Source organism: Microbacterium sp. BR1, from assembly GCF_002812725.1.
Classification (GTDB): domain Bacteria; phylum Actinomycetota; class Actinomycetes; order Actinomycetales; family Microbacteriaceae; genus Microbacterium.
This window is the reverse complement of the sequence record NZ_NMUN01000004.1, coordinates 898,661-923,430: the sequence shown is the minus strand read 5'-3', so window position 1 is coordinate 923,430 and position 24,770 is coordinate 898,661. Positions and strand designations below refer to the sequence as shown.

Below are 24,770 nucleotides of genomic sequence, written 5' to 3'. Positions count from 1 at the left end.
GGATGCCGCGGCCCACGAGAGGTGCCGCATGACCGAAGCGGCCCCTCTCGTGGACCGACTGGCTCGGGTGGACGAGCGCATTGCCGCCGCCGCCCGGGCGAACGGACGCGACCCGTCCGATATCACGCGGATCGTCGTCACGAAGTTCCACCCGGCGCAGCTCGTGCGGGACCTGTACGCCCTCGGCGTCCGCGACGTGGGCGAGAACCGCCAGCAGGAGATCACGGCGAAGCGTGCCGAGCTCGACGACCTCGCCGACCTGCGGTGGCACTTCGTCGGGCAGATCCAGACCAACAAGGCGCGCGCCGTGCGAGCCGCCGCATCCGTCGTCCATTCGGTCGACCGTGCCAGGCTCGCCGACGCCCTCAGCAGTGCAGCCGACCCCGGTACGCCGCCGCTCGACGTGCTCCTGCAGGTCAACCTGACGCTCGACGCGGGGCGCGGCGGGACGAGCGAGTCCGACGTCGTCGCCCTGGCCGAGCATATCGCCGGATGCCCCGGGCTCCGGTTGCGCGGAGTCATGGCGGTCGCGCCCCTCGACGAGCACCCTGCCGAGGCCTTTGCGCGCCTGGCCGAGCACGGCGCACGCGTGCGCGCCGTGGTGCCCGACGCATCCTGGATCAGCGCCGGGATGACGGGCGACTTCGAGGAAGCGATCGCCGCCGGCGCGACACACCTGCGGATCGGGTCCGCAATCACGGGCAACCGACCCGCCCACGGTTAACCTCGAAACAGACGAGCCAACACGGAGGATGCGATGTCGAACCCGCTCAAGAAGACCATGGTCTACCTCGGTCTTGCCGACGAAGAAGAAGTCGTCGACGAGCCGCAGCAGCAGCACTCGCGGGTGCACGCCGTCGAGCCCAAGGGTACGGTCACGCCGCTCCGCCCGAAAGCCGTCCACCAGCCCGCCGCGGGCGGACTGACCGAGATCCTCACGGTTCACCCCAAGCAGTATCGCGATGCACAGGTCATCGCCGAGAACTTCCGCGAGGGGATCCCCGTGATCATCAACCTCTCGCAGATGAGCGATGCCGACGCTCGCCGCCTGATCGACTTCGCCAGCGGGCTGTCCCTGGGGCTGTACGGACGCATCGAGCGGGTCACGAGCAAGGTCTTCCTGCTCTCGCCCGAACACGTCGAGGTTTCGGGTGACGGCGGCATCCCGCACGCCGACCCGGACGCGGCGCCCTTCTCCGCGTCGTAGTCTGTATACGTGGAACTGCTGAGGCTCATCGCGTCGATCCTCAACGGTCTGATCCTGCTGTACGTCTTCGTGCTGCTGGGACGACTCATTCTCGAGTACATCCCGGTGTTCAATCGCGAATGGCGTCCTCGCGGCGCGGGCCTCGTCTTCGCCGAGATCATCTATACCGTTACGGATCCTCCCATCCGGCTCTTCCGTCGATTCATCCCCCCGCTTCGCATCGGACCGGTGGCGATCGACCTCGCTTTCGCGCTCACGATCTTCTTGTGTTTCATCCTGTTGAGCGTCACGCGCTCCATCGCCGGCGCGGCATAGATCCGCGCTCCCGGGCGGTCCGATGCGGTCCGCGCGCACCCGGTCCGCTCTCGCGGCGCCGTGACGGCTCAGCTATGCTGATGGCTTCGCGCCCCAGCGCAGCCACGCCGTGACCAGCAGAGATGAACAGGACGGATCCCCCATGGCTCTGACCCCCGATGACGTTGTTACCAAGCAGTTCCAGCACGTCCGGTTCAAAGAGGGTTTCGACCCCGAAGAGGTCGATGACTTCCTCGACGAGATCGTCGTCGAATGGCGCAAGACGATCGCCGAGAACGAAGAGCTGAAGGCCAAGCTCGAGGCCTACGAGTCCGGTGAGAAGCCCGCCGCAGCCGCCCCCGCTGCTGAGCCGACTCCCGAGGCCCCCGTTGCTGCCGCTCCGTCCGCGGACGACGCCGGTGCGAGCACCAGCGCCGGCATCATCGAGCTCGCCCAGCGTCTCCACGACGAGCATGTCGCCGAGGGTATCGCCCAGCGCGACAAGCTCGTTTCGGAGGCCGAGGCGACCGCGTCGCGCATCGTCGCCGAGGCCGAGGCCAAGCAGCGCGAAGAATCTGCGCGTCTCGAGAAGGAGCGCAAGGCGCTCGAGGGTCGCATCACCGAGCTCCGTCAGTTCGAGCGGGACTACCGCGCTCAGCTGCGCAGCTACATCGAGGGTCAGCTGCGCGACCTCGAGACGTCCGGTTCGACCTCGGGCTCGACGCCCGTGTCGGCCATCGGTCTCTAGGCCTTGACAGCTCCGAGCCCCGCACCCGAGCAGTCCGCGGGGCCGCGCAAGCCACTCAACCGATCGGCGGCCATCGCCATCATCGCGACTCTCGCGGTGGTGGCCCTGGCCGCCGATCAGCTGAGCAAGTACTTCGTCCTGCAGAACCTGACCCCGGGCGATCCGGTACCGATCCTGGGCGAATTCCTGGTGTTCGTCCTGGTGTTCAACCCGGGCGCGGCGTTCTCGCTCGGTGAAGGCGTGACCTGGGTCTTCACGATCGCCCTCGCCGCGGTCGCGGTCGCGATCGTATGGCTGATGATCACGCGAGTCCGATCGCGGGTGTGGGCCGTCGTGCTCGGGCTCCTGCTCGGCGGTGTGCTCGGCAACCTCACGGATCGACTGCTGCGCGACCCAGGCTTCCCCGTGGGTCACGTGGTGGACTTCATCTCCACGCCATGGATGATGCCCGCGATCTACAACGTCGCCGACATGTTCATCGTGTGCGACATGATCGTCATCGCCCTGCTCGTCCTGATCGGCCTGCACATGGACGGTACGCGCGAGCGCCGCGAGGATCGCACCTCGAGCTCCACCGAACAGGACGCTTCGGATGCCGGGTCTTCAGAGGGCGGTCCCGTTTCCATCCAGGGCATCTCGATCGAGGGCGTCGGGGCCGATCGCGATGCGCTGTTCCCCGTCGCGGATCCGGATGTCGGTGCCCCGCACCCGTCCACGCGCCCGTCACGCCCCGCCACCGTCGACGGTGACGACGAGCAGTCGAGGATCTAGTCGTGCCGGCGCGGAGCCTTCCCGTGCCCGACGGCCTCGAGGGGACACGGGTCGACGCGGCCCTGGCCAAGATGCTCGGGTTCTCGCGCACGTTCGCGGCTGAGGTCGCGGAGTCCGGCGGAGTCAGCGTGGACGGCCGCGTCGTCGGCAAGTCCGATCGTCTTTCCGGCGGCGCGTGGCTCGAGGTCGTGTGGGAAGAGCGCCAAGAGCCCCGGGTGGTCCCCGTGACGGTGCACGGTTTCGGCATCGTCTACGACGACGACGACATCGTCGTGATCGACAAACCGGCGGGCGTCGCCGCGCATCCGAGCGTCGGCTGGGAGGGCCCCACGGTCCTGGGCGCCCTCGCGGCGAGCGGGTACACCATCGCGACGACCGGCGCCGCCGAACGCCAGGGGATCGTGCACCGCCTCGACGTCGGCACGAGCGGCCTCATGGTCGTCGCCAAGTCCGAGGCCGCGTACGTCGCTCTGAAGCGCGCCTTCAAGGAGCGCGAGGTCGAGAAGATCTATCACGCGGTGGTGCAGGGGCATCCGGATCCGCTGTCCGGCACGATCGACGCGCCGATCGGCCGGCACCCGACGCACTCGTGGAAGTTCGCGGTCACACCGGATGGCAAGGACTCGGTCACGCACTACGAGACGCTCGAGGCGTTTCGCGGAGCTTCGCTGCTCGAGATCCACCTCGAGACCGGGAGGACGCACCAGATCCGGGTGCACCTGGCCGCGCAGAGGCATCCGTGCGTCGGCGATCCGCTCTACGGCGCGGACCCCACGATGTCGGCACGCCTCGGTCTCACACGCCAGTGGCTGCATGCCCGGCAGCTGTCGTTCCACCACCCGGCGAATGGCGAATGGGTGACGTTCGCGTCGGACTATCCGGCCGATCTCGCCCACGCGCTCGAGGTGCTGCGCACCGGGTAGTCGCATCGGACGACGATGTCGGTGACGGCCCGTAGTGTGGATGTGTGGCAGCCGACTCCTTCGTTCACCTGCATGTGCACAGCGAATACTCGATGCTCGACGGGGCCGCCCGTATCGGCCCCCTGGTGCAAGAGGCCGCACGACAGGGCATGCCCGCGATCGCGATCACCGACCACGGCAACACCTTCGGTGCCTACGAGTTCTACAAGGCCGCGAAGGATGTCGGGATCAAACCCATCATCGGTGTCGAGGCCTACGTCACGCCCGGCACCCACCGCAGTGACCGATCCCGCGTCAAGTGGGGCGGTCCCGACCAGAGTGACGACGACGTCTCGGGTTCGGGCGCGTACACGCACATGACTCTGCTCTCGCAGAGCACAGAGGGCATGCACAACCTGTTCCGGCTGTCGTCGCTCGCGAGCATCGAGGGCTACTACTTCAAGCCCCGGATGGACCGCGACATTCTGCAGAAGTACGGCAAGGGACTCATCGCGACGACGGGCTGCCCCTCGGGTGAGGTTCAGACGCGCCTGCGCCTCGGCCAGTACGACGCCGCCCGCGCGGCCGCCGCCGAGTTCCAGGACCTGTTCGGCAAGGAGAACTACTTCGCCGAGATCATGGACCACGGGCTCAGCATCGAGCGGCGCGTGATGAGCGACCTGCTCCGGATCTCGAAAGACCTCGACATCCCGCTGCTCGCGACCAACGACCTGCACTACACGCACCAGCACGACGCGACGTCGCACGCTGCGCTGCTCTGTGTGCAGTCCGGTTCGACGCTCGACGACCCCAAGCGCTTCAAGTTCGACGGCGACGGGTACTACGTCAAGACCCCTGCCGAGATGCGCCAGATCTTCCGCGATCATCCCGAGGCCTGCGACAACACGCTGCTCGTCGCCGAGCGGTGCGAGGTCGAGTTCAACACGAGCGCCAACTACATGCCGCGCTACCCCGTCCCCGACGGCGAGACCGAGCAGTCCTGGTTCGTGAAAGAGGTCGAGCGCGGGCTGCAGGCGCGCTATCCGTCCGGCATTCCCGACGAGGTTCGCCGGCAGGCCGAGTATGAGACCGACGTCATCGTGCAGATGGGGTTCCCCGGCTATTTCCTCGTCGTCGCCGACTTCATCAACTGGGCCAAGAACAACGGCATCCGGGTGGGTCCCGGCCGTGGCTCGGGTGCCGGTTCGATGGCCGCATACGCCATGCGCATCACCGATCTCGACCCGCTGCAGCACGGGCTGATCTTCGAGCGCTTCCTCAACCCCGAGCGTGTCTCGATGCCCGACTTCGACGTCGACTTCGACGATCGTCGCCGCGGCGAGGTCATCCAGTACGTGACCGAGAAGTACGGCGACGAGCGGGTTGCGCAGATCGTGACGTACGGCACGATCAAGGCGAAGCAGGCGCTCAAGGATGCCTCGCGCGTGCTCGGCTTCCCGTTCGGCATGGGGGAGCGGCTGACGAAGGCGATGCCCCCCGCCGTGATGGGCAAGGACATGCCGCTCGAGGGCATGTTCGACAAGGCGCATCCGCGTTTCAAAGAGGCATCCGAGTTCCGGACGCTGATCGAGACCGACCCCGAGGCGAAGACGGTCTTCGATACGGCCGTCGGTCTCGAGAACCTGAAGCGCCAGTGGGGCGTGCACGCAGCCGGTGTCATCATGTCGAGCGAGCCGCTCACCGACATCATCCCGATCATGAAGCGGGAGCAGGACGGCCAGATCGTCACGCAGTTCGACTACCCGGCCTGTGAGTCGCTCGGCCTGATCAAGATGGACTTCTTGGGGCTGCGCAACCTCACGATCATCGATGACGCGCTCGATAACATCGAGGCCAACCGCGGCGAGCGGCTCGTGCTCGAGGACCTCACGCTCGACGACGTCGCTTCCTACGAACTCCTCGCTCGCGGCGACACCCTGGGCGTCTTCCAGCTCGACGGCGGACCCATGCGGTCGCTCCTGCGTCTGATGAAGCCCGACAACTTCGAAGACATCTCGGCCGTGCTCGCGCTGTATCGCCCCGGACCCATGGGCGTCGACTCGCACACGAACTACGCGCTCCGCAAGAACGGCCTGCAGCCGATCACGCCGATCCATCCCGAGCTCGAAGAGCCCCTGAGTGAGATCCTCGGCACGACCTACGGCCTGATCGTCTATCAGGAGCAGGTCATGTCCGCAGCCCAGAAGCTCGCCGGCTTCTCGCTCGGACAGGCCGACATCCTCCGGCGTGCGATGGGCAAGAAGAAGAAGTCCGAGCTCGACAAGCAGCAGGCCGACTTCTTCGAGGGCATGACGGCGAACGGATACTCCGCCGCCGCGCAGAATGCCCTGTGGAAGGTTCTCGAGTCCTTTGCCGACTACGCCTTCAACAAGGCTCACACCGCGGCGTACGGTCTGATCTCGTACTGGACCGCCTACCTCAAGGCGCACTATCCCGCCGAGTACATGGCCGCGCTGCTCACGAGCGTGGGCGACTCCAAGGACAAGCTCGCGGTGTACCTCAACGAGTGCCGGCGCATGGGGATGAAGGTGCTTCCGCCCGACGTGAGCCAGTCGATCCGCTACTTCGCGGCCGTCGGCGACGACATCCGCTTCGGCCTCGGCGCGATCCGCAACGTCGGAGCGAACGTCGTCGACGCGATCGTGGCGTGCCGCGGCGACGATCCGTTCACCTCCTTCCACGACTTCCTGCAGCGTGTCCCGCTGCAGGTCGCGAACAAGCGCACGATCGAGTCGCTGATCAAGGCCGGAGCGTTCGACTCGACGGGCGCGACACGACGGGCTCTGCTCGAGATCCACGAGAACGCGATCGAGCAGACGGTCGACGTCAAACGCAACGAGGCCAACGGGCAGTACGGTTTCGACTTCGACAGTCTGTTCGACGAGCCCCAGCACGGCTCGAAGACGGTGCCGCACCGCCCCGAGTGGACGAAGAAGGACAAGCTGGCGTTCGAGCGCGAGATGCTCGGGCTGTACGTTTCCGACCACCCGCTCGCGGGACTCGAGATGCCGCTCGCCAAGCACGCTTCGACCACGATCCACGACCTGCTCGCCGCCGAAGACCTCAGCGACGGCGACCAGGTCACCGTCGCGGGCCTGTTGACGAGTGTGCAGCACCGTGTGGCGAAGTCCAGCGGCAATCCCTACGGCATGGTCACCGTCGAGGACTTCAACGGCGAGGTGAACGTCATGTTCATGGGCAAGACGTACGTCGAGTATCAGCCGCTGCTGCAGGCCGACGCGATCCTCGTCGTGCGCGGACGCGTGTCCCGCCGCGACGACGGGCTCAACCTGCACGCCGTGTCGGCCATGGTTCCCGATCTGGGCGCGGTGGATGCGGCCGGGGCTCTCGAGCTCATCCTGCCCGAGCACCGCGCGACCCACTCGGTGATCACCGATCTGGCGATCGTGCTCGAGCGACACCACGGGCAGACCGAGGTCCGGATGAAGCTCACCAAGGGTGACATCGCGAAGGTTTTCGAGGTGCCGCATCCCGTGAGAGTGACGGCGGATCTGTACGGAGAACTGAAGTCTCTGCTCGGGCCGGGATGCCTGGGCTGAGCTCATGTGCGCGAGGTAAGGTAGCCGGGGCGCCGACGGCGTCGCGCGAAAGGGGATGGTTATGACCGACGAGAACCCGACCAACGACGAGAAGGATCGCGCAGCTACGCCGGTCTCGGCGACCGAGCCCGACGCGATTGACTCCGACGCCGCAGACTCCCGCTCCGCAGATCTCGACGCTGCAGACTCCGATACGAGGTCGACGGCGATCGAGCCCGAAGAGGCACCGCAGTATGGCGTGGGCCCGTTCACGATCCGCGAGGTCGCCATCCTCGGACTCTGGGCCGTCGCGTTCCTCGTGTCGTTCTTCTCTGTCGTCCAGATCCCGTTCCGTTCGGTCTGGATGAGCGGCATCGACTGGGTGCTCCCGATCGGCGTGCCGACCGTTGCCGTATTCCTGATCGTCCTCCGTCGGTTCTCACCCGATGGCATCCGTCGCGTCGGCTCGCTGGGAGTCGATCAGTTCGCGTCCGTCGCGTTCTCGGTCTCGAGCGTCATCTGGCTGTCGTACATCTGGAACACCATCGCCACCGTCGTGGACGACGGCCCCTGGTACACCACCTGGGTCGTCTGGGTGGAGTTGATCGTCTTCCTGGGCCTCGTGCTGGTCTCGGTCTTCGCGCCGTACATCGCGCCGTTCGACGAGGACTTCCGTGGACGCCCGGAGGCCGTCGCGCACCGCAACGCCCGCGCTGTGCGCGCCGTCGTACCGCGCCCGCGTCCGGAGCCGACCCCCGCGCCGGAGTCGTACGCGCCGGTGTCGAGCGATGGCGCCGCGCAGGCGACCGGGGGCTATCCGATCGGTTCGTACGCGCTGGACGACGTCGAGCCTTCGACGGGAGATACCGGCGTGATTGAGCCCGGAGCGTGGAGCCCGACTCCCGCGTACGCACGCGGTACGTCCGAAACGGGCGGACAGCAGACGACGGATGCCGCACCCGCGGCGGCATCGCGGCCCTTCTGGGCCCTTGTCCCCGTCGAGCGCGATGTCGTGGACGAGCGCACCGGCGCCCCGCTGTTCCGTATCGGGCCGACCGCGTGGGCGCTCGTCATCGCCGACCGCGGGTCGAGCTTCGTCGTCCAGCACGAGGATGGCCGCGTCGGCGTGCTCTCCGACGTCTCGGGCGTCACCCGGGGCTGAACGGCCCGGTAGCCTGGGAGGATGCGCACGATCGACCTCCGCGGCACCGCCGCGCGCGACGCCGCGGCCCTCGTTCCGCGCGCGACCGAAGCACGCGATAACGCCCTGCGGGTCGCGGGCGAACTCGTCGCCGATGTCCGAGACCGGGGCGAGGCTGCGCTTCGCGAGCAGGCCGAGAAGTTCGACGGCGTGACGGGGCATGCGCTCCGCGTCCCGCGTGCCGACATCGACGCGGCCGTGGCCGGGCTCGACGCGAACGTGCGTGAGGCGCTCGAACGCGCCATCGCGAATGTCCGCCGCGCTTCGGCCGCGCAGGTTCCGCCGCCCGTCGTCACCGAGCTGGCGCCGGGCGCCGTGGTCACCCAGCGCTGGCAGCCCGTGCGCCGCGTCGGCGTCTACGTGCCCGGGGGCAAGGCGGTCTATCCGTCCAGCGTCATCATGAACGTCGTTCCGGCCCAGGTCGCCGGTGTGTCCGCCGTCGCGCTGGCATCTCCCGCCCAGCGCGGTGACGGGAGGGTGCACCCGACGATCCTCGCCGCGGCGGGTCTTCTGGGCATCGAAGAGGTGTACGCGATCGGTGGTGCGGGCGCCATCGCCGCACTCGCATACGGCGTGCACGACATCGACCTCGAACCCGTCGACGTCGTGACGGGCCCGGGCAACAACTTCGTGGCCGCGGCCAAGCGGCACGTTGCCGGTGTCGTGGGAACCGACTCCGAGGCCGGTGCGACCGAGATCCTGGTGATCGCGGACGATTCCGCAGACCCGGCACTCGTCGCCGCGGACCTGGTGAGTCAGGCCGAGCACGACGAACAGGCCGGGGCGGTCCTCGTGACGGATTCGGAGGCATTGGCCGACGCGGTTCGGACGCGGGTGCAGGACGTCGCGTCCCGCACCCGTCACACGGATCGCGTCCGCACGGCGCTGGCCGGCACTCAGTCCGCGATCGTGCTCGTCGACGACTTGGCGGCGGCCGTGGCATTCAGCAACGCCTACGCCCCCGAGCACCTGGAAGTCCAGACGCGCGACCCCGGGGGGTTGCTGCCCGAGCTGACGAATGCCGGTGCCATCTTCCTCGGCCCGAATTCACCCGTGAGCCTCGGCGACTACCTGGCGGGAAGCAACCACGTCCTGCCCACCGGAGGCCAGGCGCGCTACGCCGCCGGGCTGGGCGCACAGACGTTCCTGCGCGCACAGCAGATCATCGCCTACGACCGTGATGCGCTGGCGGGCGTGGCCGACGCGATCGTCGCGCTGGCCGAGGCCGAGGCACTGCCGGCGCACGGTGAGGCCGTGACGGCGCGATTCGCTCCGGTGGTCGCGGGCTCCGAAGCATCCGCGATCTGACTCCGTACTCCAGCGAGGACCACGAGAACCCATGCACTGCCCTTTCTGCCGGCATCCCGACTCCCGCGTGATCGATTCGCGTACGAGCGATGACGGTCTCTCGATTCGCCGTCGCCGGCAGTGCCCGGAGTGCGGCGGGCGGTTCTCGACCATCGAGACCGCGAGCCTCAACGTCATCAAACGTTCGGGCGTGATCGAGCCCTTCAGCCGCGAGAAGGTGATGTCCGGTGTGCGCAAGGCGTGTCAGGGCCGGCCCGTGACCGAGGCGGATCTCGCGATGCTCGCGCAGAAGGTCGAAGAGGCCGTCCGGCAGACGGGCGCGTCGCAGGTCGACACGAACGAGATCGGTCTCGCCATCCTCGGGCCCCTCAGAGCACTCGACATGGTCGCGTACCTGCGATTCGCGAGCGTCTATCAGGCGTTCGAATCGCTCGACGACTTCGAGGCCGCGATAGAAGACCTCCGCGCGGATCGCGTGGCGGCGCCCGGATTCGACGGCGACGTTCCGCGTGGCTGAGTCCAGGGGGCCTGGTCCGATCACGAGCGGCGATGGCGGGGGCCGGCTGTATCGCGTGCTGTTCTCCGCCGTGCTCTCGCGATTCGACCCCGAGACGGCGCATCACCTGGGCATGTGGGTCATCCGTGCTGCCGGCGTGCGTCCGTTCGCGAACGTCGTCCGCCGCATCACGCGCCCCGCGCCGTCGTTGCGCACCCGGGCACTCGGCATCGATTTCCCCTCGCCCTTCGGTGTCGCTGCCGGGTTCGACAAGGATGCCGTCGGGGTCCTCGGGCTGGGGGCCCTGGGCTTCGGGCACGTCGAGGTCGGAACGCTGACGGCCATCCCGCAGGACGGAAACCCCCGCCCGCGCCTGTTCCGCCTGATCCCGGACCGCGCCGTCATCAACCGCATGGGTTTCAACAACGGGGGAGCGGATGCCGCGGCCGCCCGTATTTCGCGGCTCCGCCGTCGCCGCGACCGGCCCGTCATCGGCATCAACATCGGCAAGAGCCGCGTGGTCGATGTCGCGGATGCGACCGCCGACTACGTCCGCTCCGCCACTCGCCTGGCGCCACTGGCCGACTACCTGGCCGTGAACGTGTCGTCGCCGAACACGCCGGGGCTCCGCACGCTCCAGGCCGTCGAGACGCTCGCCCCGTTGCTGCGGGCCGTGAAGGATGCCGCGGGCGCGACGCCGCTGCTGGTGAAGATCGCCCCCGATCTCGACGACGACGAGGTGGGCGCGATCGCTCGTCTCGCGGTCGAGCTCGGACTCGACGGGTTGATCGCGACCAACACGACGCTCTCCCGCGCTGGACTCGTGACCGCCCCCGCCGTGGTCGAGGCCGCGGGAGCCGGTGGGCTCTCGGGTGCTCCTCTGCGTGCCCGTTCGCTCGAGGTCTTGCGGATCGTCCGGGATGCCGTCCCCGCCGAGTTCTGCGTGATCTCGGTCGGCGGCGTCGAGTCGGCCGCCGATGTCCGCGAACGTCTCGATGCGGGGGCGACCCTGGTCCAGGGCTATACGGCGTTCCTGTACCGCGGACCGCTCTGGGCTCGCCAGATCAACCGCGCTCTCGTCCGCGACTGAGCCCGACACGCCCGGCAACGGGCGTCGCGCTGTGTTCACAACTCAGGAGATCCAGGCGCGTCTCTCTCGCGGACTGCATGATCGCGGGCGTCAGGTGGCGTGGCGATCGCCGGGGGACTGAGTTGTGAACGCGGTGTCGACGATATTGCGGTACTGCCGGGAGCCGGGTCAGCCGACGGGCTTGCCGCCGCGGCGCACCTGGGGCTTCGGCAGACGAAGGAAGCGCATCTGCATCGAGCGCATGGCCGCGTACCAGGCGGTGCCGCGCTCGAGCTTGTCCGCTCCGAACTTGGCGCGGATCGCGCGCTTTGCGCGCCATCCGGTCAGAACCATGTCGAGGATCACGAGCAGGATGAAGCCCCACAGGGCGATGAACGCGTAGTACTGGATGTAGGTGTTCTGGATGAAGGTCAGCAGGATCACCACGATCATGGCGGGCATCACGAACTCGGCGAGGTGCCATCCGCCGTCGACGTAGTCGCGCAGGAACTTGCGCTGCGGCCCCTTGTCGCGCGGGGGGAGGTAGCGCTCGTCGCCCTTGGCCATCCCTGCGCGGGCCTGGTCGCGCTTCGCCGCGAGTTCCGCGCGGGCGCGCTGCTTGGCTTCCTTCGTGTCGGCCACGAGCGGGCGTCGACGAAGGGCCTCCCGCTCGGCGCGCGTCGGCGTCGCGCGTCCCTTTCCGGCACCGACCGCGGCGGAATCCTCGTCGCTCGGCACGGGTGCGGGGGAGTTGGCCACGATGTTTCCTTGCAGGTCGGCGGTGTTGTACTCGCCCATAAGATTACCCGCATGCACGCATCGGAAGTCCCCGCCTCCCCACTCCGTTCCGCCGTCGAGGACGGGATCGCCCCGGCTCTCGCCGACCTCGGCGCCCTCGTGCGCATCCCGGGCATCGCGTGGCCGGCGTTCGATCAGACGCAGCTGGAGCGCAGCGCCAGCGCCGTCGCGAGCCTGGCCGAGGGTACGGGAGTGTTCGACCAGGTGCAGATCCTGCGGGCTGCCGTCCCCGGCACCGACGAGGTGGGGCAGCCCGCCGTTCTCGCGACCCGCGCCGCTCGCGGCGGCGCGCCGACCGTGCTTCTCTACGCGCACCACGACGTCCAGCCCCCGGGCGATGACGCACTCTGGGAGTCTCCGCCGTTCGAACCGACCGTGCGCGACGGACGGCTGTACGGGCGTGGTGCTGCGGACGACAAGGCCGGCATCATGGCGCACATCGCGGCGCTCCGTGCGCTGCGCGAGAGCACCGAGGGTGAGCTCGAGCTGGGGGTCGTCCTGTTCGTCGAGGGCGAGGAGGAGTACGGGTCGCGCTCGTTCGCGCAGTTCCTCTCCGACAACAGGGACGCGCTCCGCGCCGACGTGATCGTCGTTGCGGACTCGGGTAACTGGGATTCGGACACCCCGGCGCTGACCGTTTCGCTCCGTGGGAACGCGCGATTCACGATGCGCGTGCGAACCCTCGACCACGCATCGCACTCCGGCATGTTCGGCGGTGCGGTGCCCGACGCGATGCTCGCGACGATCAAGCTCCTCGCCACCCTCTGGGATGCCGACGGGACCGTCGCCGTCGAGGGCATGACGGCGCGAGAAGCGGAGACTCCGGAGTACACGGAGCAGACTCTGCGTGACGAGGCGGGACTGCTCCCGGGCGTCTCACCCGCCGGATCCGGAGACATCCTGTCTCGCATCTGGAATCGCCCCGCGATCACAGTCATCGGTACGGACTTCACGAGTGTCGAGGCCGCCTCGAACACGCTGACCCCCGAGGTCTCGGTCGTGATCAGTGCCCGCGTCGCACCGGGCCAGAAAGCCGCCGACGCGTACGCCGCTCTCGAGTCGCACCTCCGCGCGAACGCGCCGTTCAGCGCCGAGCTGAGCTTCTCCGACGTGGACTTGGGGGACGGGTTCCTCGTGGACACGTCCGGGTGGGCCGTCGCGGCGGTGCGAGAGGCCTTCGCGGAGGGATACGGCGTCGATCCCGTCGACATCGGGGTCGGCGGAAGCATCCCCTTCATCTCCGATCTCGTGCGCGAGTTCCCCGAGGCGCAGATTCTGGTCACGGGTGTCGAAGACCCGCATTCGCGGGCGCACAGCCCGAACGAATCCCTACACCTGGAGACCTTCCGTCACGCGATCTTGAGCGAAGCGTTGCTGTTGCGCGCCCTCGATGACCGAGGCCGCGGGTAGACTCGGGCCAGGAGGACTGACAATGACAGACACCACGATCGTTCCCACCGAAACGACCACCGAGGCTCGCCCGCACGGCGTCAACCTCACCGAGGCCGCGGCCTCGAAGGTCAAGAGCCTGCTCGAGCAGGAAGGCCGCGATGACCTGCGTCTTCGCGTTGCCGTCCAGCCCGGCGGATGCTCCGGACTCATCTACCAGCTCTACTTCGACGAGCGCTACCTCGATGGCGACGAGACCGTCGACTTCGACGGCGTCGAGGTCATCGTCGACAGCATGAGCATCCCTTATCTCGACGGCGCAGCCATCGACTTCAAGGACACGATCTCGGAGCAGGGCTTCACGATCGACAACCCCAACGCTGCCGGCAGTTGCGCCTGCGGCGACAGCTTCCACTAGACCCGCGAGCGCACCACGATCGGTGCGCAGGCTGGGCGAGTGTCCTGAATCGCATGTGAGCTTGCCCTAGACTTGGCGAGAGTCACACCCGCGTCCGAAAGGTGAATCGTGCGCTTGAAACGCCGCCTCCGCTGGGCCGCTATCCCGGTCGGGATCTCGGCAGCATTCCTCCTTGCAGGATGCACGACCGCCGAGTTGAACGGGTATCTCCCGGGCTTCACGGACGATGGGGTGCAGGCGACGGACCGCACCGAGATGGTGTCGGGGCTCTGGGTCAACTCCTGGATCGTCCTGCTCGTCGTGGGCGTGGTCACGTGGGGCCTCACGCTCTTCGCGATGGTGGCCTACCGCCGTCGTAAGGGCCAGACCGGACTTCCGGTGCAGCTCCGGTACAACATGCCGATCGAGATCTTCTACACGCTCGTGCCGTTCGTCCTGGTCCTGGGCCTGTTCGCGTTCACGGCGCGCGACCAGACGATCCTCGAGACGCAGTACGAAGATCCGGATGTGTCGATCACGGCCATCGGCAAGCAGTGGGCCTGGGATTTCCAGTACAACGGCGAAGAAGAGGACAATTCGGACGCGGTCTGGACGATGGGTGTCCAGGCGGTGCCCGCGGCCAACGGCGACGTGGACCAGGCGACGCTGCCGACGCTGGTTCTTCCGGTCAACAAGACCGTGCAGATCGAGCTCCTCTCGCGCGATGTCATTCACTCGTTCTGGGTCATCGACTTCCTGTACAAGAAGGACATGTACCCGGGGCACGAGAACTACTGGTCCTTCACGCCGACGCGTGAGGGAACCTTCTCCGGTAAGTGCGCCGAACTCTGTGGCGAATACCACTCGGCGATGCTCTTCAACGTCGAGGTCGTCAGCGAAGCGGAGTACGAGACATACGTCGACTCCCTGCGCGAGGCAGGTCAGACCGGTGACATCACGACCGACTACGACCGCAACAGCAACCTGCCCGGCACGGGTGCGAATACAGCCGACGTCGTCGGTACCGAGGAAGGCTGATCACCGTGGCCACGATTCTCCCACTCCAGGAATCCGGACGAACGACGACGCTCCCGCCGCGCCAGGCGGCGCTGCTCAGCTCGTCCCGGGTGGAGCAGAAGGGCAACATCGTCGTCAAGTGGATCACCTCCACTGACCACAAGACGATCGGGTACATGTACCTGATCGCCTCGTTCATCTTCTTCCTCCTCGGCGGCGTGATGGCCCTGATCATCCGCGCCGAGCTCTTCGCGCCGGGCATGCAGGTCATCCCGACGAAGGAGCAGTACAACCAGCTGTTCACGATGCACGGCACGATCATGCTGCTGATGTTCGCGACGCCGCTGTTCGCGGGTTTCGCGAACGTCATCATGCCGCTGCAGATCGGTGCTCCCGACGTCGCGTTCCCGCGTCTGAACGCCTTCGCGTTCTGGCTCTTCCTCTTCGGTTCGACCATCGCGGTCTCCGGCTTCCTCACCCCGCAGGGGGCGGCATCGTTCGGATGGTTCGCGTATCAACCCCTCGCTAGCACGACCTTCTCGCCAGGGGTCGGCGGTAATCTCTGGATGCTCGGGCTGGGAATGAGCGGCTTCGGCACCATTCTCGGCGCGGTGAACTTCATCACGACCGTCATCACGATGCGCGCTCCCGGTATGACGATGTGGCGCATGCCGATCTTCACCTGGAACACGCTCGTGACGAGCCTGCTCATTCTGATGGCCTTCCCGGTGCTCGCCGCGGCGATCCTTGCGGCCGGTGCGGACCGCGTCCTTGGCGCCCACATCTACGACCCCGAGAACGGCGGAGTGCTGCTGTGGCAGCACCTGTTCTGGTTCTTCGGTCACCCCGAGGTGTACATCATCGCGCTGCCGTTCTTCGGCATCGTCTCGGAGATCTTCCCCGTCTTCTCACGCAAGCCGATCTTCGGCTACAAGACGCTCGTCTACGCGACGATCGCGATCGCCGCGCTCTCGGTCGCCGTCTGGGCTCACCACATGTATGTGACGGGCTCGGTCCTTCTGCCGTTCTTCGCTCTGATGACGATGTTGATCGCGGTGCCGACGGGCGTGAAGATCTTCAACTGGATCGGCACGATGTGGCGGGGGTCCGTGACTTTCGAGACCCCCATGGCATTCGCGCTCGGCTTCCTGATCTCGTTCGTCTTCGGAGGTCTGACGGGAGTCATCCTCGCTTCGCCCCCGCTCGACTTCCACCTCTCGGACTCGTATTTCGTCGTGGCGCACTTCCACTACGTGGTCTTCGGCACGGTCGTGTTCGCGATGTTCGCCGGGTTCTACTTCTGGTGGCCGAAGTTCACGGGCCGCATGTTGAACGAGCGTCTCGGCTATGTGCACTTCTGGCTGCTGTTCATCGGCTTCCACATGACATTCCTGATCCAGCATTGGCTCGGTGTCGACGGGATGCCGCGTCGTTACGCCGACTACGCCCAAGAAGATGGTTGGACGTGGCAGAACCAGGTCTCGACCGTCGGTGCAATGATCCTCGCGTTGTCTATGCTGCCGTTCCTTCTGAACGTGTGGATCACCGCGCGGAAGGCGCCGAAGGTCACGGTGAACGACCCGTGGGGGTACGGCGGCTCGCTCGAGTGGGCCACGTCGTGCCCGCCGCCGCGCCACAACTTCACGTCGATTCCCCGTATCCGTAGCGAGCGCCCAGCTTTCGACCTCAACCACCCGGAGGCGGGCGTCCCCGTCGGGGTGGGTCCGGCGAAGGACGCGCCCGATGCTCCTGCGGTCGATCTGGCCGATGGAGAGGTGAAGTAGCATGCGCTCGAACGTCGGACTCTGGTGGCTGCTCTCGGGATTCTTCTTCCTCGTAGGGGCCATATACATCGCGTGGAGCATCGTCGCTCACCCCGAGCGCCCGTGGTACAACGGCATCGAGTGGGTCGGCGCGGTCGCGTTGGTCTTCAGCGCGCTGATGGCAGCGCTGATCGCCTGGTATCTGCAGCGGGTACACAAGTCTCAGGGCGGCGAGCTTCCCGAAGACATCCTGACCTCGGACGTCGATGACGGCGATCCTGAGCTCGGTGAATTCAGCCCGTGGTCCTGGTGGCCCATCGTGCTCGCTTTCTCAGCGAGCGTCGCGATCATCGGTCTCGCCCTCGGCTCGTGGCTGGTGCCGATCGGATTCGGCATCTTCCTCGTCGCGATCGTCGGCTGGGTCTACGAGTACTACCGGGGTTACTTCGCCCACTGATCCCGCTCCACCTGTCGAATGCCGGGCTCTTCCTCGCCCATGTCGGTGATTCACGCGCATACCTCTGCGGGACGGGGCGCTCACGCGACGGCGTCGCTCCACGGTGATCCTCGCGACGGTGATGCCGACACGGTGACCGGCGTCGAGGCGCGGCCCGGTGACCGCTGGCTGCTGTGCAGCGACGGGATCTCCGACTGCCTTCCCGACGACGCTATCGCCTGAGCCGTCTCGTGGTCAGTCGCGCCGGACGACCATCGTGAGCGGATCGAACGTGCGGGGGAGCGGACCGTCGTCGTTCTCCGTCGGCTGTCCCTCGCGCACCCAGTATTCGTAGCCGCCGATCATCTCGCGCACGTCGTAGCCGAGCTGCGCGAAGGCGAGCGCGCCCTTGCTGCCGGCGTTGCACCCGGGGCTCCAGCAGTAGACGACGACCGGGACCGCAGGGTCGAACTCGTTTCGACGGTGCGGGATCTCGCGATACGGCACGTGTACGGCGCCGACGATCCGCCCCTGAGCCCACGCCTCTTCACCGCGGACGTCGACGAGCACGAAGTCATCGCCGGTGCGCTGAGCGGCGTAGACGTCGGACGGATCGGTCTCGTGGGCCAGGCGGGACGAGAAGTACGCGATCGCATCGGTCATCCTCCGACTGTAGGGGTCGGGAAAGGTGGGCACGAGATGTCTCTCTGCCAACGACCACACGAACTCCGCCGTGTCTCCGACCCGGACGACGGATGCCCCGGCCCACCCGTGAAGGGTGTGCCGGGGCATCCGAGCAGTGCGGACGTCAGTCCTCGTTCGGCTTGCTGTCCTTCTTCGGCGCCTCGTCGGAGTCGCGCGCGACGATCGTCGACGGGCGGACGGCGGTCTCGGGGACGTGCCCCGAGGTGTCGGCGTACAGCGGGGCCTCGGGGTGTCCGGCGCGATCGTGCGCTCCCTGGATCTCGGCCATCTCTTCGTCCTCGATGTGTTCGAGGGCGTGGTGCTGGTGGGCGACCGCCGCGTCGATCTCGGACTGGGTGAGGGGCGCGAAGCGGTCCTCGAAGAACCAGCGCGAGATGGAGGAGCGGACGTTCTGATGCCAGGGAATGCGTCCCTGAGCGTTCGGGCGAACGACCAGCGGCTCGAAGGTCTCGTACGACGTGAGCTTCCAGCGCTCGTACTCGTCGACCGGCTGGTGCACCTCGATGAACTCGCCACCCGGCAGCCGGACGATGCGTCCGGACTCGTAGCCGTGGAGGGCGATCTCGCGGTCCTTGCGCTGAAGCGCGATGCAGATGCGCTTCGTGACGAAGTAGGCGATGATCGGCGCGATGATGAGCATCGCCTGCAGTGTGTGGATGACGCCCTCCATCGACACCCAGAAATGGGTCGCGATGATGTCCGAGGATGCCGCAGCCCACAGGACCGCGTAGAACGTCACGCCGGCCGCACCGATCGCGGTGCGCGTCGCGGCGTTGCGCGGACGCTGAGCGATGTGGTGCTCACGCTTGTCGCCCGTGACCCACGCCTCGATGAAGGGGTAGATCAGGACGAGGAGGATGAACAGTCCGATGACCGCGAGCGGCAGGATGATGTTCCACGACCACGTGTGGCCCCAGAAGACGGACTCGAGGTGTGGCGGCACGAGGCGCAGACCGCCGTCCGCGAATCCGATGTACCAGTCGGGCTGGGTTCCGGCCGAGACGGGGGAGGGGTCGTAAGGACCGTAGTTCCAGATCGGGTTGATCTGCACGAATGAGGCGATCAGGACGATGACGCCGAACGTGATGAAGAAGAACCCGCCCATCTTGGACATGTACACGGGAACCATCGGGTATCCGACGACGTTCTCGTTCGTGCGTCCGGGGCCCGCGAACTGCGTGTGCTTGTTGATGATCATCAACAACAGGTGGACGGCGATCAGAGCCACCACCAGCGCGGGCAGGATCAGGATGTGCAGCACGTACAGACGGCCGACGATGGCGGTGCCCGGGAACTCGCCCCCGAACAGCAGGAACGACGTCCAGGTGCCGATCAGGGGGATGCCCTTGATCATTCCGTCGATGATGCGCAAGCCGTTGCCCGAGAGCAGGTCGTCCGGCAGCGAGTAGCCGGTGAAGCCCTCGGCCATGGCGAGGATGAAGAGGATGAATCCGACGACCCAGTTCAGTTCGCGCGGCTTGCGGAACGCACCCGTGAAGAACACGCGCAGCATGTGCACGCCGATACCGGCCACGAAGACCAGCGCGGCCCAGTGGTGGATCTGGCGGACCAGCAGACCGCCGCGCAGGTCGAACGAGATGTGCAGCGTCGACTCCATGGCCGCCGACATCGGGATGCCACGCATCGGCGCCCACGCGCCGGTGTAGTGGGTCTCGACCATCGATGCCTGGAAGAAGAACGTCAGGAACGTTCCCGAGAGCAGGACGACGACGAAGCTCCAGAGCGCGATCTCTCCGAGCATGAACGACCAGTGATCGGGGAAGATCTTCCGGCCGAGCTCCTTGACGAGACCCGATACGCTCGTGCGCTCGTCGATGTAGTTGGCCGCTCCGCCGACGAAACGTCCGCCGAGAGGGGCCTTCTTTTCCTCAGTTGCGGTTGAGGTACTCAATGGCGCTCCCAGAAGCTCGGGCCGACGGGTTCATGGAAGTCGCTCTGTGCGATGAGGTAGCCCTCGTCGTCCACCGCGATCGGCAGCTGCGGCAGCGGACGGGCTGCCGGGCCGAAGATGACCGCGGCACCGTTCGCCACGTCGAACTGCGACTGGTGGCACGGGCAGAGCAGGTGGTGGGTGTGCTGCTCGTACAGAGCAACGGGGCATCCGACGTGTGTGCACACCTTGGAGTACGCGACGATGCCGTCGTACGACCAGGAAGCGCGCTCGGCGGTCTGCGTGAGTTCTTCGGGCTCCATGCGCATCAGCAGCACGATCGCCTTCGCCTTCTGTTCGAGGTATCCCTCGTCGTGGCCGAGATCGGCGAGCGGCTCGGGAATCACGTGGAAAGCGGAACCGAGCGTGACCTCGGATGCCTTGATCGGCGTGCCGGAGGGGTCGCGGGCGAGGCGCATGCCCTTCTCCCACATCGTGTGGCTGAGCAGCTCGACGGGGTTCTCGCCCTCGGGCGCGAGCCCGCGGAACAGGACGATGCCCGGGGCGACGGATGCGATGAGCGCGCCGATCAGCGAGTTGCGGATCATCGTGCGGCGTCCGAAGCCGGACTCCTCATTCGCCGTGGCGAGCGCCTCGACGGCCGCGGCACGCGTTGACTCTTTGCCGCGCGTGAGGTGGCGGGCCTCGATGTGCTCCTTGTCCGACATGACGGCCTTGGACCAGTGGATGGCCCCGATGCCGATGGCGAGGAGCGCGAGCGCGATGCCGATGCCGATGAAGAGGTTGTTGTTGCGGATCGCTCCGACCGTGCCGTCCTCGATCGGGAACAGCATGTAGGCCGCGACGGCCCAGATGCTCCCCGCGATCGACAGGTAGAACAGCGAGTAGACGGTGCGTACGGCTTGCCGCATCTTTGCGGGGTCCTGGTCCGTCACGCGCGCGCGATGCGGCGGAAGGCCCGGGTTGCGTACGGGATCGCTCACGGCGACCGCGAGCCCTGACGGAGGTTGGGGCCCCCGATCGTGCTCCGCTGCCTCGATCTCGTTTGCCATGCTGCTCCTCGTGCTAAAAGTTCTCGATGCGTGCGCGGGTCAGTTGGACTTCGCGGTGATCCACACGGTCAGCGCGACGAGCCCGCCGATGCCGAAGATCCAGATGAACAGGCCCTCCGAAACGGGGCCGAGCGAGCCGAGGGTGAGGCCACCGGCGCCGGCGTTGTTCTCCATGTACAGCAGGGAGGAGATGATGTCGCGCTTGTCTTCGGGCGACAGGTTCATGTCGTTGAAGACCGGCATGTTCTGCGGGCCCGTGACCATCGCCGCGTAGATGTGACGCGGGTCCACGCCCTCGAGGGAGGGTGCGTACTTGCCCTCGGTGAGCGCGCCCCCGGCCGCGGCGACGTTGTGGCACATGGCGCAGTTGACGCGGAACAGCTCGGCGCCGTGCGCGACGTCGCCCTCGCCGTCCAGCACGCGTCCCGAGGCGATCTCGGGTCCGGGAGCCACCGACTGGACGTACGCCGACAGCGCGGCGATCTGGTCTTCGGTGAACTGGACCGGCTTCTGCGGAGCCTGCGGGCCCTGCATCTGCAACGGCATACGACCCGTGGCGACCTGGAAGTCGACCGCCATGGCGCCGACACCGTACAGGCTGGGTCCGTCCTGGGTGCCCTGCAGGTCGAGACCGTGGCAGGTGGCGCAGTTGGCCTGGAACAGCTTCTTGCCGTCTTCGACGGTGAGCGTCTGGGCGGCGGCGGTGTCGTTCGTCGACGCCATCGCGGCGGATGCTCCCGCGTACAGTCCGCCCGTCAGGACGAGACCGAGGCCGATGAGAGCGGCGGCGGCAAGAGGGCTGCGTCGACCGGAGCGACGCTTCTTCTCACGAGGCATTCGGGTGTAGCTCCGCTCTATTTCAGGAAGTAGATCACGATGAACAGGGCGATCCACACGACGTCGACGAAGTGCCAGTAGTACGACACGACGATCGCGCTCGTGGCCTCTTTGTGTCCGAAATTCTTGACGGCGTATGCGCGCCCGATCACGAGCAGGAAGGCGATGAGGCCGCCCGTCACGTGCAGGGCGTGGAAGCCGGTGGTGATGTAGAAGGCGGAAGCGTAGGAGTTCGCCTGGATCGGCATCCCCTCGGCCACGAGCTGTGCGTACTCCCACACCTGACCCGATACGAAGATCGCGCCGAGGGCGAAGGTGAGGAAGAACCACTCGACCATGCCCCAGCGCTGCCAGAACGTGTTCTTCTTCAGCGTGTACGGCTGATTGCGCTCGGCGGCGAACACGCCCATCTGGCACGTCACGGAGGACAGCACCAGGATGATCGTGTTACCGAGAGCGAAGGGCACATTCAGCAGCTGGGTCTCTTGCGCCCACAGGTCGGGCGAAGTGTTCCGAAGCGTGAAGTAGATCGCGAAGAGCCCGGCGAAGAACATGACCTCGCTACCGAGCCACACGATCGTGCCAACGGCGACAGGATCCGGACGTTTGATCGTCCTCACTGCCGGGGCATATGTCGCAGAGGTGGTCACAGGTCCATTATGTCCGATCGTGAGGGCGAACGATCGCACACGGACCCATTCGCCACCCCGGGTCCCGACTTAGGATCTCCTAAGAAAGTGCACGGCGGGGGCTGTGTGAGTGACCGTCATGCGCCGTCGTTAGGATCGCAGTCATGACGGATGCGACGACCTGGCCGGACCTCATCGCGGCGCTGCTGGCCGGGCGGGACCTGAGTGTGTCCGAGGCCACGTGGGCCATGGGCAGGGTGATGGCGGGCGAGACGACACCGTCACAACTGGCGGGTTTCCTCGTGGCGCTCCGGGCGAAGGGCGAAACGGTCGACGAGGTCGTCGGATTCCGTGACGCCGTCCTCGACGCGGCCACTCCGCTCGACATCGACCCCGATGCCCTCGACATCGTGGGCACGGGCGGAGATCGTTTCGGAACCGTTAACGTTTCGACGATGGCTTCGATCGTGGCCGCCGCATCCGGCGTTCCGGTCATCAAACACGGCAACCGGGCGGCGAGTTCTTCGTCGGGTTCGTCGGACGTGCTCGGCGCCCTCGGCGTGTCGCTGACCCTCGCGCCCCAGGCGGTCGTCGAAACGCTGAGGCGGGCGGGAATCACCTTCGTGTTCGCCTCAGCTTTCCACCCGGGCTTCCGCCACGCCGGTCCCACGCGTGCCGAGCTCGGCGTGCCGACCGTCTTCAATATCCTGGGTCCGCTCTGCAACCCGGCACGGGCCGAGGCGAACGCCGTGGGCGTCGCGCAGCTGGATCGAGTGCCGCTGATCACCGGGGTCTTCCAGACTCGCGGCGCGACCGCACTCGTCTTCCGTGGCGACGACGGGCTGGACGAGCTCACTACCACCGGCCACAGTCGCATCTGGGAAGTGAGTCGCGGCGACATCCACGAACACGACCTGGACCCGCGCGACCTGGGCATCCCGCGCGCCTCGATCGCCGACTTGAAGGGTGGCGATCCCGCGCACAACGCCGAGGTCGTGCATCGCGTTCTCGCGGGAGAGCCGGGGCCCGTCCGGGACATCGTTCTGCTCAATGCCGCGGCGGGCCTCGTGTCGTACCGCCTGTCCCACGACGCGAGTCAGGTTCAGCGACCGATCGTCGAGCGTCTCGCCGAGGAGCGGGAACTCGCGGCCGGTGCCATCGATTCCGGTGCGGCGCGAGACCTTCTGGCGCGCTGGGGCGAGGTCTCGCGCGAGCTCAGCTAGGGCGCCCGGGGAGCGTCGCCGACCCGGCGTAGGGTGATCGCGTGGACCCCGTCGCCGCGTTGAACGAGATCGCGACCCTGCTCGAGCGGGAGCGTGCGTCGCGGTACCGCTCGAAGGCGTTCCGCTCCGCCGCGGACGCTGCCGCCTCGCTGCCCGAAGAGGTCCTGCGCGATCCGGCGCGGCTGCGGCGGGTGAAGGGCATCGGCGACTCCTCGCTCGCCGTCATCGGCCAGGCCGTGGCCGGGCAGGTTCCGGACTATCTCGCAGAGCTGCGGGCGCGCTACGACGTTCCCGCCGCGGGGAAGCTGCGGGCGGCACTACGTGGCGACCTGCACGCGCACAGCGATTGGTCGGACGGTCTCGCCTCGATCGATCTGATGGTGCAGGCCGCGCGAGACCTCGGGCACGAGTACCTCGCGCTGACCGATCACTCACCCCGGTTGCGCGTGGCGAATGGTCTGTCTCCCGAGCGGCTCCGGGAGCAGCTGAGGGTCGTCGCGGGGATGTCGGGGGGCGGATTCACGCTCCTGTCCGGCATCGAGGTCGACATCCTCGACGACGGCGCTCTCGACCAAGAGCCCGACCTGCTCGACGAACTGGACATCGTCGTCGCTTCGGCCCATTCCAAGCTGCGGATGGAGTCGCCCGCGATGACGCGGCGGCTGGTGGCCGCGGCATCCGATCCGCGTGTGGACGTGCTCGGCCATGTGACCGGACGACTCGTGGAAGGCGCGCGGGGGACGCGACCGCCCTCGACATTCGATGCGCGTGCGGTGTTCGAGGCGTGCGCGGCGAGCGGCATCGCGGTCGAGATCAACTCGCGCCCCGAACGGCAGGATCCGCCCGACGATCTCCTCGCCCTCGCGATGGAGATCGGATGCCTGTTCTCGATCGACTCCGATGCCCACGCGCCGGGGCAGCTGTCGCTGCTCGACTACGGTGCCGCGCGGGCGGAAGCTGCGGGCGTCCCGGAGGAGCGCATCGTCACGACCTGGAGCCTCGAACGGCTGCGTGAGTGGACGCGCCGGGCGCGTTAGCTCTCTGCGGCGCTGGGGT

24 protein-coding genes are annotated in these 24,770 nt (G+C 67.2%); 18 read left to right on the top strand and 6 right to left on the bottom strand.

What is annotated here, in order from left to right; genetic code table 11:
- The first annotated feature begins 28 nt into the window (after positions 1 to 28).
- The 11 genes from CGU35_RS08600 to CGU35_RS08550 all read left to right on the top strand — a co-directional run bounded on the left by CGU35_RS08600 (position 29) and on the right by CGU35_RS08550 (position 11,577).
- Complete coding sequence (locus CGU35_RS08600; protein WP_100811078.1) at positions 29 to 724, top strand: YggS family pyridoxal phosphate-dependent enzyme; 696 nt, start codon at positions 29 to 31, stop codon at positions 722 to 724.
- A 33-nt stretch (positions 725 to 757) separates the two neighbouring features.
- Positions 758 to 1,207, top strand: a complete 450-nt coding sequence (locus CGU35_RS08595; RefSeq protein WP_036294602.1) for a cell division protein SepF — start codon at positions 758 to 760, stop codon at positions 1,205 to 1,207.
- A 9-nt stretch (positions 1,208 to 1,216) separates the two neighbouring features.
- Positions 1,217 to 1,522, top strand: a complete 306-nt coding sequence (locus CGU35_RS08590) for a YggT family protein (protein ID WP_100811077.1) — start codon at positions 1,217 to 1,219, stop codon at positions 1,520 to 1,522.
- 142 nt (positions 1,523 to 1,664) lie between these two features.
- Positions 1,665 to 2,249: a DivIVA domain-containing protein gene (locus CGU35_RS08585; protein ID WP_100811076.1), complete on the top strand. Its 585-nt coding sequence runs from the start codon at positions 1,665 to 1,667 to the stop codon at positions 2,247 to 2,249.
- 3 nt (positions 2,250 to 2,252) lie between these two features.
- Positions 2,253 to 3,020 carry a signal peptidase II gene (gene lspA / locus CGU35_RS08580; RefSeq protein WP_100811075.1) on the top strand — a complete coding sequence of 256 codons (768 nt, stop codon included), beginning with the start codon at positions 2,253 to 2,255 and terminating at the stop codon, positions 3,018 to 3,020.
- 2 nt (positions 3,021 to 3,022) lie between these two features.
- Positions 3,023 to 3,943, top strand: coding sequence for an RluA family pseudouridine synthase (locus CGU35_RS08575; protein WP_100811074.1), 921 nt, complete (start codon positions 3,023 to 3,025; stop codon positions 3,941 to 3,943).
- Positions 3,944 to 4,035: 92 nt separating this feature from the next.
- The gene (gene dnaE / locus CGU35_RS08570) at positions 4,036 to 7,503 is read left to right on the top strand and encodes a DNA polymerase III subunit alpha (protein WP_232711244.1); all 3,468 of its coding nucleotides are present in this window, start codon (positions 4,036 to 4,038) and stop codon (positions 7,501 to 7,503) included.
- 61 nt (positions 7,504 to 7,564) lie between these two features.
- Positions 7,565 to 8,644: a hypothetical protein gene (locus CGU35_RS08565; protein ID WP_232711197.1), complete on the top strand. Its 1,080-nt coding sequence runs from the start codon at positions 7,565 to 7,567 to the stop codon at positions 8,642 to 8,644.
- Between the two features lie 21 nt (positions 8,645 to 8,665).
- Entirely contained in the window at positions 8,666 to 9,991 is a 1,326-nt protein-coding gene (gene hisD / locus CGU35_RS08560; protein WP_100811071.1) for a histidinol dehydrogenase, read from the top strand.
- A gap of 31 nt (positions 9,992 to 10,022) precedes the next feature.
- Positions 10,023 to 10,508 carry a transcriptional regulator NrdR gene (nrdR, locus tag CGU35_RS08555; protein WP_100811070.1) on the top strand — a complete coding sequence of 162 codons (486 nt, stop codon included), beginning with the start codon at positions 10,023 to 10,025 and terminating at the stop codon, positions 10,506 to 10,508.
- A gap of 46 nt (positions 10,509 to 10,554) precedes the next feature.
- Complete coding sequence (locus CGU35_RS08550; protein WP_100811375.1) at positions 10,555 to 11,577, top strand: quinone-dependent dihydroorotate dehydrogenase; 1,023 nt, start codon at positions 10,555 to 10,557, stop codon at positions 11,575 to 11,577.
- Between the two features lie 168 nt (positions 11,578 to 11,745).
- Here the strand turns inward: CGU35_RS08550 and CGU35_RS08545 are convergent, their stop codons facing one another.
- On the bottom strand, positions 11,746 to 12,315 hold the full coding sequence (locus tag CGU35_RS08545) for a DUF3043 domain-containing protein (RefSeq protein ID WP_232711196.1): 570 nt from the start codon (positions 12,313 to 12,315) through the stop codon (positions 11,746 to 11,748).
- 51 nt (positions 12,316 to 12,366) lie between these two features.
- Between CGU35_RS08545 and CGU35_RS08540 the strand changes: the two genes are divergently transcribed.
- From CGU35_RS08540 to CGU35_RS08520, 5 genes are all read left to right on the top strand, one after another.
- Complete coding sequence (locus CGU35_RS08540; RefSeq protein ID WP_100811068.1) at positions 12,367 to 13,764, top strand: dipeptidase; 1,398 nt, start codon at positions 12,367 to 12,369, stop codon at positions 13,762 to 13,764.
- Positions 13,765 to 13,786: 22 nt separating this feature from the next.
- Entirely contained in the window at positions 13,787 to 14,161 is a 375-nt protein-coding gene (gene erpA / locus CGU35_RS08535; protein ID WP_100811067.1) for an iron-sulfur cluster insertion protein ErpA, read from the top strand.
- 108 nt (positions 14,162 to 14,269) lie between these two features.
- Entirely contained in the window at positions 14,270 to 15,178 is a 909-nt protein-coding gene (gene ctaC, locus CGU35_RS08530; protein ID WP_100811066.1) for an aa3-type cytochrome oxidase subunit II, read from the top strand.
- A 5-nt stretch (positions 15,179 to 15,183) separates the two neighbouring features.
- Positions 15,184 to 16,941: an aa3-type cytochrome oxidase subunit I gene (ctaD, locus tag CGU35_RS08525; RefSeq protein ID WP_181003347.1), complete on the top strand. Its 1,758-nt coding sequence runs from the start codon at positions 15,184 to 15,186 to the stop codon at positions 16,939 to 16,941.
- Between the two features lies 1 nt (position 16,942).
- A complete protein-coding gene (locus CGU35_RS08520) occupies positions 16,943 to 17,377 on the top strand; it encodes a cytochrome c oxidase subunit 4 (protein WP_100811065.1) in 435 nt (144 codons plus the stop codon).
- A 234-nt stretch (positions 17,378 to 17,611) separates the two neighbouring features.
- Here the strand turns inward: CGU35_RS08520 and CGU35_RS08510 are convergent, their stop codons facing one another.
- From CGU35_RS08510 to ctaE, 5 genes are all read right to left on the bottom strand, one after another.
- Positions 17,612 to 18,019, bottom strand: coding sequence for a rhodanese-like domain-containing protein (locus tag CGU35_RS08510; RefSeq protein WP_100811373.1), 408 nt, complete (start codon positions 18,017 to 18,019; stop codon positions 17,612 to 17,614).
- Positions 18,020 to 18,164: 145 nt separating this feature from the next.
- On the bottom strand, positions 18,165 to 19,973 hold the full coding sequence (gene qcrB, locus CGU35_RS08505) for a cytochrome bc1 complex cytochrome b subunit (RefSeq protein WP_100811063.1): 1,809 nt from the start codon (positions 19,971 to 19,973) through the stop codon (positions 18,165 to 18,167).
- Positions 19,970 to 21,025, bottom strand: coding sequence for a cytochrome bc1 complex Rieske iron-sulfur subunit (gene qcrA, locus CGU35_RS08500; RefSeq protein WP_100811062.1), 1,056 nt, complete (start codon positions 21,023 to 21,025; stop codon positions 19,970 to 19,972). The genes qcrB and qcrA overlap by 4 nt, the downstream gene beginning before the upstream one ends.
- 39 nt (positions 21,026 to 21,064) lie before the next feature.
- Positions 21,065 to 21,862, bottom strand: a complete 798-nt coding sequence (gene qcrC, locus CGU35_RS08495) for a cytochrome bc1 complex diheme cytochrome c subunit (RefSeq protein ID WP_100811061.1) — start codon at positions 21,860 to 21,862, stop codon at positions 21,065 to 21,067.
- A 17-nt stretch (positions 21,863 to 21,879) separates the two neighbouring features.
- Positions 21,880 to 22,512: an aa3-type cytochrome oxidase subunit III gene (ctaE, locus tag CGU35_RS08490; protein WP_100811060.1), complete on the bottom strand. Its 633-nt coding sequence runs from the start codon at positions 22,510 to 22,512 to the stop codon at positions 21,880 to 21,882.
- A 143-nt stretch (positions 22,513 to 22,655) separates the two neighbouring features.
- Between ctaE and trpD the strand changes: the two genes are divergently transcribed.
- Positions 22,656 to 23,714: an anthranilate phosphoribosyltransferase gene (gene trpD, locus CGU35_RS08485; protein WP_100811059.1), complete on the top strand. Its 1,059-nt coding sequence runs from the start codon at positions 22,656 to 22,658 to the stop codon at positions 23,712 to 23,714.
- A gap of 41 nt (positions 23,715 to 23,755) precedes the next feature.
- Positions 23,756 to 24,751: a PHP domain-containing protein gene (locus tag CGU35_RS08480; RefSeq protein ID WP_100811058.1), complete on the top strand. Its 996-nt coding sequence runs from the start codon at positions 23,756 to 23,758 to the stop codon at positions 24,749 to 24,751.
- Positions 24,752 to 24,770: the final 19 nt, after the last annotated feature.